Source organism: Saccharopolyspora tripterygii (genome assembly GCF_054778355.1).
In genome coordinates, this window is the sequence record NZ_BAAGZP010000035.1 from 42,646 (window position 1) to 57,551 (window position 14,906).

15 protein-coding genes are annotated in these 14,906 nt (G+C 68.6%); 9 read left to right on the forward strand and 6 right to left on the reverse strand.

Features of this window, described 5'->3' with window-relative positions; genetic code table 11:
* Nucleotides 1-189: 189 nt before the first annotated feature.
* The 4 genes from ACYVF3_RS24815 (at nucleotide 190) to ACYVF3_RS24830 (ending at nucleotide 3,787) form a co-directional block, all read left to right on the forward strand.
* Nucleotides 190-606, forward strand: a complete 417-nt coding sequence (locus ACYVF3_RS24815; RefSeq protein WP_461156671.1) for a DUF485 domain-containing protein — start codon at nucleotides 190-192, stop codon at nucleotides 604-606.
* Complete coding sequence (locus tag ACYVF3_RS24820) at nucleotides 603-2,201, forward strand: solute symporter family protein (RefSeq protein ID WP_461156672.1); 1,599 nt, start codon at nucleotides 603-605, stop codon at nucleotides 2,199-2,201. Before ACYVF3_RS24815 ends, ACYVF3_RS24820 begins: the two co-directional genes overlap by 4 nt.
* 327 nt (nucleotides 2,202-2,528) lie before the next feature.
* Nucleotides 2,529-2,861, forward strand: a complete 333-nt coding sequence (locus ACYVF3_RS24825; protein WP_461156673.1) for a hypothetical protein — start codon at nucleotides 2,529-2,531, stop codon at nucleotides 2,859-2,861.
* Nucleotides 2,862-3,256: 395 nt separating this feature from the next.
* Nucleotides 3,257-3,787 (forward strand): peptidase inhibitor family I36 protein, encoded by a 531-nt coding sequence (locus tag ACYVF3_RS24830; protein ID WP_461156674.1) that lies wholly within the window; start codon nucleotides 3,257-3,259, stop codon nucleotides 3,785-3,787.
* Here the strand turns inward: ACYVF3_RS24830 and ACYVF3_RS24835 are convergent.
* Genes ACYVF3_RS24835 through ACYVF3_RS24850 form a run of 4 tightly spaced genes read right to left on the reverse strand, consistent with a single transcriptional unit; the run spans nucleotide 3,781 to nucleotide 7,983 of the window.
* A complete protein-coding gene (locus ACYVF3_RS24835) occupies nucleotides 3,781-4,863 on the reverse strand; it encodes a glycosyltransferase family 4 protein (protein ID WP_461156675.1) in 1,083 nt (360 codons plus the stop codon). The genes ACYVF3_RS24830 and ACYVF3_RS24835 overlap by 7 nt on opposite strands.
* Entirely contained in the window at nucleotides 4,860-5,774 is a 915-nt protein-coding gene (locus ACYVF3_RS24840) for an alpha/beta fold hydrolase (RefSeq protein WP_461156676.1), read from the reverse strand. Before ACYVF3_RS24840 ends, ACYVF3_RS24835 begins: the two co-directional genes overlap by 4 nt.
* A gap of 2 nt (nucleotides 5,775-5,776) precedes the next feature.
* A complete protein-coding gene (locus ACYVF3_RS24845) occupies nucleotides 5,777-7,009 on the reverse strand; it encodes a glycosyltransferase (RefSeq protein ID WP_461156677.1) in 1,233 nt (410 codons plus the stop codon).
* Nucleotides 7,006-7,983 (reverse strand): DMT family protein, encoded by a 978-nt coding sequence (locus ACYVF3_RS24850; protein ID WP_461156678.1) that lies wholly within the window; start codon nucleotides 7,981-7,983, stop codon nucleotides 7,006-7,008. Before ACYVF3_RS24850 ends, ACYVF3_RS24845 begins: the two co-directional genes overlap by 4 nt.
* Nucleotides 7,984-8,710: 727 nt before the next feature.
* Between ACYVF3_RS24850 and ACYVF3_RS24855 the strand changes: the two genes are divergently transcribed.
* A complete protein-coding gene (locus ACYVF3_RS24855) occupies nucleotides 8,711-9,763 on the forward strand; it encodes a copper resistance D family protein (protein ID WP_461156679.1) in 1,053 nt (350 codons plus the stop codon).
* Between the two features lie 74 nt (nucleotides 9,764-9,837).
* Here the strand turns inward: ACYVF3_RS24855 and ACYVF3_RS24860 are convergent, their stop codons facing one another.
* Together ACYVF3_RS24860 and ACYVF3_RS24865 are read right to left on the reverse strand one after the other, a co-directional pair.
* Complete coding sequence (locus ACYVF3_RS24860; protein ID WP_461156680.1) at nucleotides 9,838-10,962, reverse strand: hypothetical protein; 1,125 nt, start codon at nucleotides 10,960-10,962, stop codon at nucleotides 9,838-9,840.
* A 260-nt stretch (nucleotides 10,963-11,222) separates the two neighbouring features.
* Nucleotides 11,223-12,011, reverse strand: a complete 789-nt coding sequence (locus ACYVF3_RS24865; RefSeq protein ID WP_461156681.1) for a GH25 family lysozyme — start codon at nucleotides 12,009-12,011, stop codon at nucleotides 11,223-11,225.
* 327 nt (nucleotides 12,012-12,338) lie between these two features.
* On the opposite strand from ACYVF3_RS24865, the gene ACYVF3_RS24870 reads away from it, so the two are divergent.
* The 4 genes from ACYVF3_RS24870 to ACYVF3_RS24885 all read left to right on the forward strand — a co-directional run bounded on the left by ACYVF3_RS24870 (nucleotide 12,339) and on the right by ACYVF3_RS24885 (nucleotide 14,890).
* Nucleotides 12,339-12,863, forward strand: a complete 525-nt coding sequence (locus ACYVF3_RS24870) for a DUF4232 domain-containing protein (RefSeq protein ID WP_461156682.1) — start codon at nucleotides 12,339-12,341, stop codon at nucleotides 12,861-12,863.
* 100 nt (nucleotides 12,864-12,963) lie between these two features.
* Nucleotides 12,964-13,767: an alpha/beta fold hydrolase gene (locus ACYVF3_RS24875; protein WP_461156683.1), complete on the forward strand. Its 804-nt coding sequence runs from the start codon at nucleotides 12,964-12,966 to the stop codon at nucleotides 13,765-13,767.
* Between the two features lie 312 nt (nucleotides 13,768-14,079).
* A complete protein-coding gene (locus tag ACYVF3_RS24880; protein WP_461156684.1) occupies nucleotides 14,080-14,418 on the forward strand; it encodes a PRC-barrel domain-containing protein in 339 nt (112 codons plus the stop codon).
* A 49-nt stretch (nucleotides 14,419-14,467) separates the two neighbouring features.
* A complete protein-coding gene (locus tag ACYVF3_RS24885; protein ID WP_461156685.1) occupies nucleotides 14,468-14,890 on the forward strand; it encodes a hypothetical protein in 423 nt (140 codons plus the stop codon).
* Nucleotides 14,891-14,906: the final 16 nt, after the last annotated feature.

Here is a 14,906-nt window from a genome sequence, read left to right on the forward strand (position 1 = left end):
ACCGACCAGTAACCGAGAGTCGCCCATCCGTCGCTGCCTGTTGACTCCGTTGCTGCTCAGACGGGTGAAATGGAGGCTTCGAAGTGTTGCTCCCCACAGTGTCGATAGAGGTAGAAGAGTGGTAAGAATTGCCCGCCTCCGCCAGCTCGGCGACCCCGGCCGGCACACCGCGAAGCCCAGGAAGGATGCATGAGCAACGCAACGCAATCCGCGCTGCGCGGTTCGCCGCGCGAGCCCGGAAATCAACGCGCGGCGTTCGGCGGAATCGAGAAGAGCGCGGTTCGCACTACCGCCGACGGGCCCGATTTCACCGCTATCCAGCAGAGCGCCGAATTCCGCAGCCTCCGCCGTCGCCTTAAATGGTTCGTTTTTCCCGCGACGGCGTTTTTCCTGATCTGGTACCTGGGCTACGTGCTGGCCGCGGCCTACTTCCCGGAAGAGCTGGCGGAGCCGGTCTACGGCGAGGTCAACGTCGGATTGCTGCTGGGAATCGGGCAGTTCGTCACCACCGTCGGGCTGACCACCCTCTACGTCCGGTTCGCCCGTCGCCACATCGACCCGCGCGTCGACGAAATCCGTGAGCAGGCCGGAGAGTTCGACCGATGAACCTTGCCCAGTCCACCGTCATCCCCGACGACAGCATCATCATCAACGTCAGCGTTTTCGCGGCGTTCGTGCTGATCACGCTGTTCATCGTCTACCGCGTCAGCAACCGCGGCACCGCCAGCGACTACTTCGTCGCGGGCAGCGCCTTCAGCGGTGCGCAGAACGGTATCGCGCTGTCCGGTGACTACCTCTCGGCGGCGTCGTTCCTGGGCATCGCCGGTGCGATCGCGATCTACGGCTACGACGGCTTCCTCTACAGCATCGGCTTCCTGGTCGCGTGGCTGATCAACCTGCTGCTGCTGGCCGAACGCACCCGCAACACGGGCCGATTCACCATGGGCGACGTGCTCAGCTTCCGGATGAAGCAGCGCCCGGTGCGCGCCGCGGCCGCGACGTCCACGCTGGCCATCACGATCATGTACATGATCGCCCAGATCGCCGGCGCCGGTGGTCTCGTCGCGCTGCTGCTCAACGTGCACGGCCATTTCGGACAGATGCTGGTGATGGCCGGCGTCGGCGCCGTCATGATGGTCTACGTGCTGGTCGGCGGGATGAAAGGCACCACGTGGGTGCAGATCATCAAGGCCACCATGCTCGTGCTCAGCGCGGTGCTGATCACGATCTTCCTGCTCGGCAAGTTCAGCTACAGCATGACCGAGCTGCTGGGAGCCGCGGCGGACAACAACCCGCACGGCCGCGCGATCTTCGCGCCCGGCACGCAGTACGGCAAGTCCGAGATCAGCAAGCTGGACTTCATCTCGCTGTCGCTCGCGCTGGTGCTGGGCGTCGGCGGTCTGCCGCACGTGCTGATGCGCTTCTACACCGTGCCCAACGCGCGCGAGGCGCGGCGTTCGGTGGTGTGGGCGACCTGGACGATGGCGATCTTCTACCTCTGCACGCTGATCATCGGCTACGGCGCCAGCGCGCTGGTGGGCACCGACGCGATCCTGGCAGCGCCCGGTGCGGAGAACTCCGCAGCGCCGCTGCTGGCCTACCGGATCGGCGGCACCGTCCTGCTGGGCATCATCTCGGCGGTCGCCTTCGCCACGATCCTGGCGGTGGTCGCAGGCCTGACGCTGACCGCATCGGCGTCCTTCGCGCACGACGTCTACGCGAGCGTCGTTCGCGGCGGTGAGGTCGATTCCGGCCGCGTGGTGTGGGTGGCCCGCATGACGGCCCTGGTCATCGGCGCCACGTCGATCCTCGGCGGCATCCTGGTGATCGGGCAGAACGTGGCGTTCCTGGTCGGTCTGGCCTTCGCCTTCGCGGCGTCGGCGAACCTCTCCACGCTGCTCTACACGCTGTTCTGGAAGAGGTTCAACACCACCGGCACCCTCTGGGGCATCTACAGCGGCTTGATCTCCTGCCTGCTGCTGGTGATCTTCTCCCCGGTCGTGTCCGGGTCCTCGGACTCGATCATCCCGAGCGTGGACTTCGCGTTCTTCCCGCTGAAGAACCCGGGCATCGTCTCGATCCCGATCTCGTTCCTGTTCGCCGCCATCGGCACCTTCGTGGGCAAGCAGGAGCGGGACGTCGAACGCCAGGCCGAGATGGAGGTCCGCTCCCTCACCGGGATCGGATCGCGCAACAGCTGACCGGTAGAAACACGAGTTCGAAGGGCGCCAGGGGACCACGTGTTCCCCTGGCGCCCTTCGTCATCGCGGACCGGGTCGATGTTGGTCGGCCCCTCACCCGCCCGAGGTGTTGCGGAACGAGTCCCGGCCGCTGCGCGTCACCGGGTTCCGTGCGTGCCCCGCACGAATTCGCCTTACCCGATCGGACACTGCTGTTCCGGGTCCTGGTCAATAAACTGGGAATCGGCCCGGACCCGCCCACACATTCGCCGAAAATCCGGTCGAAAAGCGAAAGCCCGGGCCAAGTGGGGGTTTGTGATGCGCAAGCTTCGGAATGCCCTGTTAGGCATGGCGGTGGCCGCGATCGTGCCCATCACCGGGCTCGGAACCCAAATCGCGACCATCGCCGTTGAAATCCGAGACGTCCTGGTCCAGGCCGCGCAGGCGGCTCCGGCACAGGACACCACCGACTTCCTCGCCTTCGGAACGCGGATCCGCTCAGAACCCGGCACCAGCGCATCCGTGCGTGGAATCGGCAATCCTGGGGACACCGCCACGATTCACCGCAGAATCGAGGGCGAACCCATCGTCTGCGAGGACGGCAGAACCGTGACGCAATGGCTCGACGTCACCAACGAGAGCAGCCAGATTTCAGGATTCGTGAGCGGCTGCTTCCTGTGATTCCCCATTTCTCATCCCGCCGCTGAAGCGGCCCTTCCAGCCTGCCCGCCCGAGAACCGGGCAGCCGCCGAGGAAGGTGCGCGCCCAGGCCCGGCCTCATGCAGGTCGTCGGCCACCGAAGCCGGCGACCTCGCGAGCCGCGTCCAGCGGCCTCATCCCGTCGGTGAGCCCCGGCCGTCCAGGACGGTCACCAGGCCACCGCGGGGCTCGCGGTTCCACGGCTGAGCTCCACCGCGATGATGAAGGGCCCGACCCACGGGTCCTCCCGTCCGGTGGGGCTCAGCTACCGCACACCGGACTTGATGCCTCGATCGTGGTGCATCCGGCGGAGATCGCGGGCCGATCTTCCGCTGATCCGGAATGCCTTTCCACGCCTGGGAATCCACCCATAGGTGGTGTATCCGGCGAATTCGCTGGAAACGGTTCCGCTCGGCCGCCAATCTTGCTCCAACGCGGCGAACTGCGCCGCATCCTGGATCGAATTCCCCTTCATCGAAAGGAATCCCGTCATGTCCTCCTACGCGCCCGGCCGGCCCGCGGCCGACCGCTTCCGATCCCGCTGGTCGCTCGCGCTGGGGCTGCTGCTGTCGACGGCGCTGTCGTTGGCCGCGCTGCTCGCCGGACCACCGGCCGACGCCGAGGTGTCCCGGAACACCTGCCCCGAAGGGTCTTTCTGCGTCTGGCCCGAGACAGGGTTCGGCGGTCAGCCACGCGATCTGGCGCTGCGCACCACCGGCATCGAGCAGTGCACGGCGCTCGAAACCGACTGGGAGGCTTTGTCCTTCGCCAACAACACGGGCCATCCGGTGACGGTGTACCAGGATCCGCGCTGCGACGAGGAGGCTGATTTCGACACGCACCCCACGGGTTCCCAGACGCCGCAGGCCGGATACGTGGCCCGGGCCATCAAGGTCTGGAGTCACTGACCTCGGTCGGCCAGGTTCCACACCAGGTCCAGGAGTCGTTCGGCGGAGTTCTGCCAGGTGAACTTCGCCGCCTGGGTCCGGGCCGCCGCGACCAGGTCCGCGCGCGCCTGGTCGTCCTCCAGCTCGCGCACGGCATCGGCGAAGTCCTTCGGCCTCCCCGACTCGAAGAACTTCGCGTGCCCACCGGTGACCTCGTGGAAGATCTCCAGATCGCTGCAGACCACCGGCGTCCCCGCGTTCATCGCCTCGATGACCGGCAACCCGAATCCTTCGTCCCGAGACGCCGTGACCAGCGCGCTGGCCCGGGCCAGCAGCCGCTGGTACTCGTCCTCCCCGATCCCCCGCCAGAACACCACGTCCGCGCCCGGCGGCAGCTGCTCGCGCAGCTCGGCCTCCCGCTGCGGCGCGATCCGGCTGACCAGGTGCAGCCGGTGACCAGGAAGGAAGGTCATGCCCGCCAGCAACGTCTCGACGTCCTTGTACGGCATGAACGAACCCATGTACACCAGCTCGCGCGGACCGCCGTCCGGCGCGTCCGGTGCGGCCGGTACGGCCCGGGGCTGAGGTGCGTTGTGCACGACGGTGACCGGCCTGCGAGCCAGCCGGTGACGCTCGATCAACCGCCGGGTGGTGTCGCTGACCGTCACCACGGCGTCGGCGCGGTTGAGCATCACGCGCTGCGGCCAGTACGCCTGGTGGTAGAGCCGCCAGGCCACCTTGACGGGCAGCGGGAGGAATCCCGGCGGTTCCGGGTGCCGGTAGTAGATGAGGTCGTGCAACGTGAGCACCAAGCGGTAGTCGCGGCCGAACCCGCCGATGATCTGCATCGGGCTGAACACCACGTCGGCGCCGAGGCGGTTCAGGGTGCGCGAGACCCACAGCTCGCGCGGTGACATCGGGCTGTTGATCAGCACGTGCGGAACCCCGTCGGGCAGCAGGTCGAGCTGCCGCTCGTCGTGGATCAGCATCGTCACGGGGTGGAGCTGGTGCAGCGCTTCGATGAGGCTCGCGCCGTAGCGGCTGATTCCGTCGTGCTGATCGGTGCGCGTCCACCGCGCGTCGACCACGAGCTTCATCGAGTCTGCTCCGGGATCGCGAGCCTCTCCCTGTGGTCGCAACGTCCCAGGAACCGGACGATCTCGGCCGCGGCGGCTTCGGGCGTCTCGTAGTGCACGAGGTGCCCGACGTCCGAGATCACCACGAGTTCGGCGTCCGGCAACCGGGCGGCGAGCGCGCGCTGGCCGGCCACGGGCGCGATCTCGTCGTGCTCACCCGCGACCAGCAGCACCGGCATCCGCAGCTGATCGGCGTAGTCGGTCACGGTGTGGGTCACCGAAGCCTGGAAGGACTGGTTGACCACGGCCGGCGAGTGGAAGCGGCTGAAGTGCTGCAGGTGGTTGTCGTCGATGAACCCGCGCAGCTTCTTGTCCCGGGTCCGGGTCATCGCACGGCTGGCCGCGAGCACCACCCAGCGGTTGGTCAGCAGCGAACGACCGGCGCGGGAGGGCAGCCGCTCCCCGAGCGAGTAGTAGGCCGCGGTCAACCCCGCCAGCGCCGCGTGCGGACCGCGCAGCGCGGAGGTGGCGATGGGGTTGATCAGCACCAACCGGTGCACCCACGACGGGCGGGAAGCCGCCAGGCGGGAGGCGACGATCGAACCGAACGAATGCCCGACCAGCACGATCGGCCGCTCGGCGCCGCCGAGCCGATCGATCAGCTCGGCGATCACCTCGGCGTAGCCGGCGACGTCGTGCCGCCCGGTCAAGGGCCCGGAGTCCCCGAACCCGGGCAGGTCCGGGATCACGACGCGCTTGCCCGCCAGGCCTGCCGCGATGAGCTCCAGACCGTGGTGCGTGCCGCGCAGCCCGTGCACGATCAGCACGGTGTCAGCGGTGGGGCCGAGCTCCTCGCGGTAGACCCAGTAGTGCAGGTCCGAACCGTTGATCCGAGCTACGCGCTCCTTCGGGTGCAGGTCGGGGGTGATCATGATCAGCTCGCCAGTTCGGTGCTGATCTCGTCGAGCTCCACGGCGCTGTTCGGGTCGATCACGTGGTGGTAGAGGGTTTCGAAGCGGCCGAGGATCTCATCGATGTCGTGGCGGGAGACCAAGCGCTGGCTGGCCTCGCCCATCCTGTCGATGGTGGCTCGGTCGGCCAGTACGTCGCTGATCGCGCCCGCGAGCGCATGCACGTCGCGCGGCGGGTACAGCCAGCCGTTCTCGCCCGGGCGGACCAGGTGCGGCAGGGCCATCGCGTTGGCCAGCACGACCGGGGTCGCAGCGGACATGGCTTCCATGGTCGCCAGGCTCTGCAGCTCGGCGATGCTGGGCATGCAGAACAGGTCTGCCCTGGCGTAGGCCTCCAGCAGCTCCTCGTCGCTGAGGAAGCCGTGGAAGTGAACCCGGTCGCCGACGCCGAGCTCGGTGGCCAGCTGCTCGAAGTACTCGCGGCGAGCACCGTTGCCGACGATCTCCAGCCGCGTCCGGACCTCGGTGCGCAGCAACGACATCGCCCGCAGCAGGTCGTCGATGTGCTTCTCCTCGTCGAGCCTGCCGACGAACAGCACGGTCCGGGTCTCCGGGTCCGGGTTCTGCTCGCGGTAGCGGGCGGCGGGGCGCCGGTAGCGGTCGACGTCGATGCCGCAGGACACCGGCAGCGCCGTGCGGTCGAATCCGTTGTCCTGCAGCAGTTGCACGGCGCGCGGCGTCGGCGCGGTGACCATCTGCGCCTTGCGGTAGTGCTTGATCAGGTTGTGCCAGAGCAGGCGCGCAGCCGCGTTCTGCAGGAAGGGAGGGATCTTGAAGTAGCCGAAGATGTTCTCCGGCATGAAGTGGTTGGTCGCCACGACACCGATGCCGCGCTTGCGGGCGGAGTCGATCAGGCCGCGGCAGATGAAGAAGTGCGACTGGACGTGCACGATGTCGGGCTGGATCTCCTCCAGCAGACCGTCCGCCTGCCGGGCCTGCCACGGCATCAGCCCGCGGATCGTCGGGTGGAACGGCGAGCTGTAGGAGCCCACGCGGTGCACCAGCACGCCGTCCTCGACCTCGGTGCGGGGTTCGCGGCTGTCGGAGTGGCACACCACGTGAACCTCGTGCCCCCTGGCGGACAGGCCCGTGGCGAGCCGGTGCCCGAAGTTGGCGGCCCCGTTGACGTGCGGCGGGTACGTGGTCGCACCGACCACGATCCGCAGCGGGCGCCTGCGCGACGGTTGCGAAGTCAAGAGGAACTCCCGTTAGGACGAGGGGACGTGCGGTGTCCGGCGGTACCGGTGGGAACTTCGGTGGGCGACTGGTCAGCCCCGCCAGGGGCACCCTCCAGCCTGTCCGACGTGCGCCGTTCGGTCGTGTCGGGGTGGTGCCGCGCGAGGGCGAACACCCCGGCGCAGGCCACCAGCGCGCAGACCGCCTCCGCCGCGGCGACCCAGCCGCTGACGTGGTCGGCCTCGCCGAGCAGGCCGATCCCCAGGCCGACGGCCACCAGCGGATCGATGACGGTCAAGCAGGCCACGACCAGGTCGGGCGGGCCGCTGGCGTAGGCGTGCTGCAGCAGCCAGCCGCCGGCCACCATCGCCACGGAGATGCCCAGCACGGAGAGCAGGTTGATCGCGAGCAGATCCCAGGTGCCGACCTGCTGCGCCACGGCACGGGCCATCAGCGACACGTACCCGTAGGCCACGGCGCACCCGGCGGCGAAGAGCACGCAGCGCACCTTCGAGCGGGTCGCGACCGCGACCACGCCGAGCACCAGCACGGCCACCGCGACGATCTGGGTGGCGGTGAACTGATCGGCGTCCCCGACCGGTGTGGGCGTGGCGCTGCCTGCGGCCAGCAGCACGAACACGGCCAGTCCGCCGGTCGCGGCGAGCACCGCCACGACCATGCTCGGGCTGACCTCGCGCCGGCTGTAGCCCTGCTCCCGGAAGTTGAGCAGCACGGTGATGGGCAGCGCGAGCACCCCGATGGGTTGCACGACGCTCAGCGGGGCGAGCCCCAGCGCGCACACGTGCAGTCCAGCCCCGCTGCCGAGCGCGGCCAGCCCGGCCAGCCAGCGCGGGTTGCGCACGAGCTGGGCCTGGCTGCGCAGGCCGAGGCCGCCACCGTCCATCGCGGCGTGCACCGCCGCGTGCTGCAGGCGGGCTCCCACCGCGTACCCGCAGGCGCCCAGCGCCGCCAGCACCACCGCAAGCGCGGTCATCGCAGATCACGCCCTAGCGCGCGTTGCATGACACCCTGTCCGTCCACACCGCTCAATCTCGCGTCTCGCGAGCCCGGCGCACATCCGGGGCCGGACCCCCAATTTCCCTGAGGCGAACCGTGCTCGCATTCCAGCGGCGGTTGCCACCCGCAAGCCACCCTCGTGCCGAGCCCGCGTTCTGGCTGCGAGAACCCATCTCAGAGTCACCCGGAGGGTGCCCTGAGTTGCCCCGGCTGAACCCAGGGTGATCCCGCAGTGCGGGCCAGGAGCCACAGCAAAGCACGAATTGTTCACCGCCAGGCCGACGTTGAGCGGAATTCGCGGGAACCGATCCGGTGAACACTTCTCGACGCCCCGACAAATCGCGCACGCCGATAGCGCACTTCGCGCGCACAAGTGCGTCATCCACCGGAACCACGCCGCTGACTCTAGAACAACAACGCTGAGGACTTTGTCAGCAACACATCCGACAACCGCGGTCGGCGGTCCCGGTACCACTCCCCGACAAATCGCCGAGATTGAAGCCTTTCCGCCCCGCACGCCTGGGGAGCAGGCACGTCGATCGAAATGAAGATCAACATTCGGGCCGCGAAAACGGTGACCCAAACGACATGGGGAGAACATCACGTCCACTGCGGCGATCGCGCTCAGGCACATTTCCCTCACGATGCGTGATCTGCGGCAACTACTTCCTCCGAAGGCACGTTCGGGTGAGATCATGCGGAACGTGGCTGTTCACGAAGCGGTATCCCGGAACGAGCAGAGCGAGCAGAACCGTCCGCGCACTGCGAAAGCGCTGGTCGTCGTGGCTCTGCTGGGCGCCGCTCTGCTGACCGCGCTCGCCGCCACCGCCTACACCGACGTCGGCACCATCCCCGGCCTGCCCGAGCTGCCCCCGCTGGTCCGCTTGGGCATCCCGGTGGCTCGCGCGCTGCTGGACCTGGCCGCGCTCGCCACCGTCGGACTCTCGATGCTGCCCAAGCTGCTCGGCTTCGACCAGCCCGCGCGCACCGAGCCGGTGGCCGCCCGGGCCCGCCAGCTCACCGTCGTCACCGGCCTGGTGTGGATGCTCGCCGCGCTGGTCGCGCTGGTCCTGCAGGCCATGGAAGCCAGTCCGGGCGCACCGGCCACCACCGGGCTGCTGGTCGCCTACGTCGAGAACGTGCCCGCCGGTCCCGGCCTGCTCGCCAGCGCCGGTGGCGGGCTGCTCTGCGCCGTGGTGGGGCTGTTCGCGGTGCGCTTCGGCGAGTCGGTGCCCACCGAGCTGCGCACCATCGTCGCGCTGCTCGGGCTGCTGCCGATGCCGTTGACCGGCCACGCGACCGACTGGCAGTACCACGACTTCAGCATGATCTCGATGGAGCTGCACGTGGTCGGCGCCGCCATGTGGGTCGGCGGCCTCGCCGCGGTGGCCCTGTTCGTGGCGCCGCGGCGCGGACTGCTCGCCGAGGCGGTGCCGCGCTTCTCCAAGCTCGCCGGACTCGCCCTGCTGGTGGTCGGCGCTTCCGGCCTGTTCAACGGCCTGATGGAACTGATCATCACGCCGAGCGTCGGCCTCGCCGGCCTGGTCACCACGCAGTACGGCCAGATCCTCATCGGCAAGGCGGTGTGCCTGGTCGTGCTGGCCGTGATCGGGGCCCAGATGCGATTCCGGCTCCTGCCGCGCATCGCACGGCAGGAGCCGACGGCCTTGCTGACCTGGGTGATCTTCGAAGTCGCGGTGATGGGCGTCGCCTACGGCCTCGGCGTCGTCCTCTCCCGCGCCCCGCTCATCGTGTGACCGGTCGCGGACGCGACACGGTGTGACCCGGTCGCGTCCGCGTAGTGCGGGTCGCGGACGCGACCGGGGCTGGCTCAGTCGCGGACGCGCCAGTCGCGCACCGTGGCCAGGTATTGCTCGATGCGCCGGACGCCACCCGAGCCGAGGTGCTCGAACAGCCACCACAGCACGGCCAGCAGCACCACCACGTACAGCGCGGAGGCGAAGTCCGACGGCGGCGCGGCGATGTAGGCGTGCTGCAGCCACAGCGCCGCGTAGGCCGCGGCCGTGACCGCCACCGCCCCGGCCAGCGGGCGCAACCGCGTCACCAGCTGGCAGGACAGGTCGATCGCCAGCGCCCCGATCAGCAGGAAGAACGGCACCGTGGAGAGCGGGAACCCGGCGGCGGCCAGCAGAACCCAGGCCACGCAGCGGAAGGCGAGGTAGCCGGCCGCGACCGTCGTGGCCGTCCAGCGGCGCCCGACCAGGATCCGCGCGAGCAGCAAGGTGCCCAGCCCGGTCAGCACCGCCCAGGTCGGGTAGAGCCAGTCGGGCGTGGGAAGCGTGAAGTTCTCCACCGCGATGTAGTCCAGCGGCCGGTGGAGCTGGTCGGCGGCGAACTGCAGCAGGCTGTCCTCGGCGTAGGGCGTCCCGCGCTCCCACGCCGCCAGCCCGAGCACGCCGTACTCCTGGTGCTGGTTGAGGAACATGAAGTTGTCGATCACGGTGAACCACAGGAAGCACGCGACCGGGTAGTAGTACCGGTCGGTGCGGCCGAGCCGGTTCCAGCCCACCAGCAGGCCGATGCTCATCATCCCGGTTCCCAGGTAGAGCAGGGCGTGCGACGGGCTCCAGGCGGTGATGTCGAGGCCGTTGACCCGGTGGTTGATCACGTCCAGCGGCGCGGCGACCAGGAAGATCCCCAGACCCCACTGCATCCAGCGCAGCGTGGTCTTGTCGGCGCCGATGCCGGTGTAGCTGTGGTAGACGACCAGCCCGATCACCATCACCGTGCCGACGGTGTTGAGCAGGTGCGGTGGCGCGAGGTCGTCCCGCAGCCACCGGAAGTGCCAGGAGATGTCCCAGGTGGCGCCGAGGATCTTGAACACCATCGCGACGACCCACCAGCGGTACAACGCCCTGACCAGCTCGACCGGTGCGTCCCGGCCGGGTTCACCGCGGGTCCAGCTGGACCGGACCAGCGCAGCGACGTCCGCCATCGCGTTCACCTCCACCTCGGGTGATGTTCACCAAAACGGTAACCCGAGTTGATCGCGGGAGAACCGGGAACCGGCTTTTCCGGACGAACCTTTTCCCAATGGAGATCTGCGCGGGACAACATCTCCGCGTGGCGCGGGTTTTCGCGTTCTCCCCGTCAGATCAACGCTTTTCGCGCTCCCACGCGCAGCGGCCCGGACGATGAGCCGTCCGGGCCGCTGGGGAACGCGGGGCCGCCTGCGCCGAAGCGCCCGCTGCTTCGCTATCGGGGAATCTTGAGGACCTGACCGACGTAGATCAGATCGGGATCGGCGATCCCGTTGACGCGAGCGATCTCCCGCCAGTCGACGCCGACCTTGGCCCCGACTCCGGAGAGGGTGTCGCCGGGTTGCACCACGTAGGTCTCCTGCGGTGCGGGCGCAGGCGGCGGAGGCGCACCGGCTCCGGTGAGCACCTCCACCGGCACCAGTGAGACGTTGAGGTCGGTGTCGGCGGCGATGCCGGGCACCTTCCCGTCCGAGGCGTGCTGGTGCACGACCACGCGGTCGGTCATGTAGCCGGGTTCGCCGGGGTTGCGCCCGTAGTGCGCGACCCACAGGAACACACCCGGATCCACCCAGGTCTCCGGCGCGATCTTGTCCTGGAACCAGGAGCTGGAGGCGTAGACGACGATCTCGTGGCGGCCGGTGTGACCGCGGAGGGCGTCGATGAATCCCTTGATCCACCCGCCCAGGTTGGGCGCGTCGGTCTCCATGTCCAGGCACGGCGGGAGGTTGCCGGGACCGGCCGAGTTCGTCCGCGCGAGCTGCGCGGCGAAGTCGGCGGCTTCCTGCTGCGGCGTGTTGGTGTCGGGTCGCGCGAAGTGGTAAAGCCCGGTGACCATGCCGGCCCCGCGCGCGCCGTTGAGCTGGGAATCGAGAACGGGACTGACGTACCCGATGCCTTCGGTCGCCTTGACGTAGGTGAAGACGTACCCGGCGCCGCGCACCGCTCCCCAGTCGGGCTCCCCTTGGTACCTCGCCACATCGATGCCGGGAATGCGTTCGGCCATGATTTACCCCCTGCACTTCTGGCCTCTGCCGCTGCTCAAACTATCGAAGTCCGATAAACCGCCAGTTCCGCCATTCGGGTTAAGATCGCCGTTCGAAAGAGCCGGGAAAGCTCTACTAATGCAATCAATGCGTATTCCTACTCGCCTGATCTAGTGACGCACTGCTCCCAGTCGCGAGTTTTCTTCACTAGATGCACAGTGGGGCGGAGCCCGCGGTCCGCCGCCGTTTCTCCGGCGCGGGCAACCATTTCCGGCTGCGGGCGTCTTCCAAGTGCAGAGCAATGACCGAACCAACCCGCTGGGGCGGCGGGAACGGGGGTGATGGCCGTGAACCGGCGCATCGGAGCACGCATTCTGCAGACGTCCGCCGGCCTGCTGGCCGCCGGAGCACTGGCGGGCGCGGCCCTGCCTGCTCAGGCGCAGGACGCACCGCAGACGCCGCGTGATCCGCGCTGCCACACCTCCCAGCTCACCGGCAGCATGTCGCCGGTCGAGGCCGGGGCGGGCCAGCGCTACGCGGACCTGTCGCTGACCAACTCCAGCGATCAGTTCTGCACGCTCTACGGCTACGGCGGGATGCAGCTGGTGGACGCCGCGGGCAACCCGCTGCCCACGAACGTCACCCGCACGCCGAACCCGGGACCGGCGCTCATCGACCTCCCACCCGGCGCCTCGGCGTCCGCGACGCTGCACTGGACCGCGGTGCCGCACGAGGGCGAGGGCGACCCGTGCCAGCCCTCCCCCACGGGCCTGCAGGTCATCCCGCCGGACGAGACCGAGTCGCTGCCGGTCACCTGGACCGGAGACGTGGTCTGCGGCGGCGGGGCGATCGGCGAGAGCGCCTACCACTAGGGCTGCTCGCGTCGACGTTCTCGACGCGATCCGCTGAGAAGACATGTCGATCACCCTTGAGGTGGTGGCCGGATCAGCACCGGTGTGCTGGGGTGGCGACATGATCGAGTCAACGGACCGCGAGGTAGCGGGGAGCCTGGGCACGCTGGCCGTGCAGGAGTGGTCATCGGACAACCCGGGGTGGATCGCGCTGATCTCGCACGGCTACGGCGAGCACTCCGGGCGTTACCAGTGGGTCGCGGAACAGCTGGTCCACTCGCGCGCGTTGGTCTGGGCACCGGACCACCTCGGCCACGGGCGCTCGCCGGGCGACCGGGTCTACTTCGAAGACGCCGAGGCCTTGATCGCCGACCTGGAGGCGCTGCGCCGGGAGGTCACCGCGCAGCACCCGGATCTCCCGGTCGTGCTGATCGGGCACTCGATGGGTGGCATGCTCGCCGCCCGCTACGCGCAGGAGCACCAGCGGCACCTGGCCGCCCTGGTGCTGTCCGGCCCGGTCCTGGGCACCTGGCACGTGCTGGACCTCCTGGAGCACGACGAGATCCCGGACACGCCGATCGAACCGACGACGCTCTCCCGCGATCCCGAGGTCGGCGCGGCGTACCTGGGCGACGAGCTGGTCTGGCACGGTCCGTTCAAGCGCGCCACGCTCCGCGCCATCGACGACTGCCTGCTCGCGATCAACGAGGGCCCGACGCTGGAGATCCCGACGCTGTGGATCCACGGCGAGGACGACGAGCTGGTCCCCGAGGCCGACACCCGGACCGGGATCGACCGCATCCGCGGAAACGAGTTCCACGAGCACATCTACCCGAGCGCCCGCCACGAGCTGTTCAACGAGACGAACAAATCCGAGGTCATGACCGATGTCCGCAACTTCATCGGACGAGCGCTGAATTCTTAGGAGTCGTTTCAGAATGCGGCGGAGCCGTTGCCTCAGGTGTGGGACTCAGCCCGCACCGCCGCGGGTTCTCACACGTCGTCTGGCGAGTACGCCGCGACGCCGTGTATTGGCATACATCAGGAGTGGCGCACGGAGTCCAGGCGGCGTGTGAGGTTCCGCTACCCGCACCGCCAAGCAAGGCGATTCTGCAATGACTCATTAGATCAGATAATAATGCTGACGATCATTACCTGATCGAGTGAGGCGTGTCGCTTGCGTTTGCAGGCCGCCGACCTGCCGGGCAGTTTTGAGCCCGGAGAGCAGGGGGCTGCCATGAACGTCGCGCGCGCACAAGATCTGATCGGGACACCGGTGTTCGACAGCGAGGGGAATCGCGTCGGGCGAGTCGGCAACGTCTACGTCGACGACCACACCAACCAGCCGGAGTGGGTCACGGTCCGGATCGGCTTCTTCGGGATCAAGGAGACCTTCGTGCCGCTCGACGGCGCGACCACGGCGGAGAACCGGCTGGAGCTCCCGGTCTCCGGGGACCGGGTCCGCAACGCCCCGAACGTCGAGGCCGAGGGCGGCAGGCTCACCGACACCGAGGGCCGCGACCTCTACGCGTACTACGGGCTGGCCGACCCCGACGAGAGCGATACCAAAAACTGATCTTCTCGGACGTTCGAACCCGAGTGCGGATGCGGAAGAATCTTCCGCGATGGATGCGCACAGCGAGCTCGAACTGCTCATCACGGTGGTCGTCGGTGCCCAGGACGAACCCAGCGCCCGCGAGGCCTGCGGCGACCTGGTCAGACGCATCGGCGGGCAGGTCATCACCGTCGCCGACTGCTCCGACGAGGAGCCCGGCTGCTGGTCGCTGACGATGAGCCGCGGCACCGGGGAGACCGGCTGGCACGTGGCCGCGCTGTCGCGCGTGGTGCGCAACTTCCTGCGCGAGCTCGGTCCGGAGTGCGGACGGCATCGCGTCGCCTGCGCGCCGCCGACGGCATGGGCAGTGGTGGACGACCCCGAGCTGGTCGGTGAGCTGGTCCCGGCCGGTGAGCGCCTGCTGGTCGAGACGTGGTCCGGGGACGACGAGGACACCCGTCCGGATCACCACGAATCCACAGTAGACAACTAAGTCCAACATGCTTGCC

What these genes read in the sequence shown, in the direction of transcription:
- ACYVF3_RS24815 (WP_461156671.1), top strand. Translation starts at nt 190, where the DNA reads ATGAGCAACGCAACGCAATCCGCGCTGCGCGGTTCGCCGCGCGAGCCC.
- ACYVF3_RS24820 (WP_461156672.1), top strand. Translation starts at nt 603, where the DNA reads ATGAACCTTGCCCAGTCCACCGTCATCCCCGACGACAGCATCATCATC.
- ACYVF3_RS24825 (WP_461156673.1), top strand. Translation starts at nt 2,529, where the DNA reads ATGGCGGTGGCCGCGATCGTGCCCATCACCGGGCTCGGAACCCAAATC.
- ACYVF3_RS24835 (WP_461156675.1), bottom strand. Translation starts at nt 4,863, where the DNA reads ATGAAGCTCGTGGTCGACGCGCGGTGGACGCGCACCGATCAGCACGAC.
- ACYVF3_RS24840 (WP_461156676.1), bottom strand. Translation starts at nt 5,774, where the DNA reads ATGATCACCCCCGACCTGCACCCGAAGGAGCGCGTAGCTCGGATCAAC.
- ACYVF3_RS24850 (WP_461156678.1), bottom strand. Translation starts at nt 7,983, where the DNA reads ATGACCGCGCTTGCGGTGGTGCTGGCGGCGCTGGGCGCCTGCGGGTAC.
- ACYVF3_RS24860 (WP_461156680.1), bottom strand. Translation starts at nt 10,962, where the DNA reads ATGGCGGACGTCGCTGCGCTGGTCCGGTCCAGCTGGACCCGCGGTGAA.
- ACYVF3_RS24865 (WP_461156681.1), bottom strand. Translation starts at nt 12,011, where the DNA reads ATGGCCGAACGCATTCCCGGCATCGATGTGGCGAGGTACCAAGGGGAG.
- ACYVF3_RS24875 (WP_461156683.1), top strand. Translation starts at nt 12,964, where the DNA reads ATGATCGAGTCAACGGACCGCGAGGTAGCGGGGAGCCTGGGCACGCTG.
- ACYVF3_RS24880 (WP_461156684.1), top strand. Translation starts at nt 14,080, where the DNA reads ATGAACGTCGCGCGCGCACAAGATCTGATCGGGACACCGGTGTTCGAC.
- ACYVF3_RS24885 (WP_461156685.1), top strand. Translation starts at nt 14,468, where the DNA reads ATGGATGCGCACAGCGAGCTCGAACTGCTCATCACGGTGGTCGTCGGT.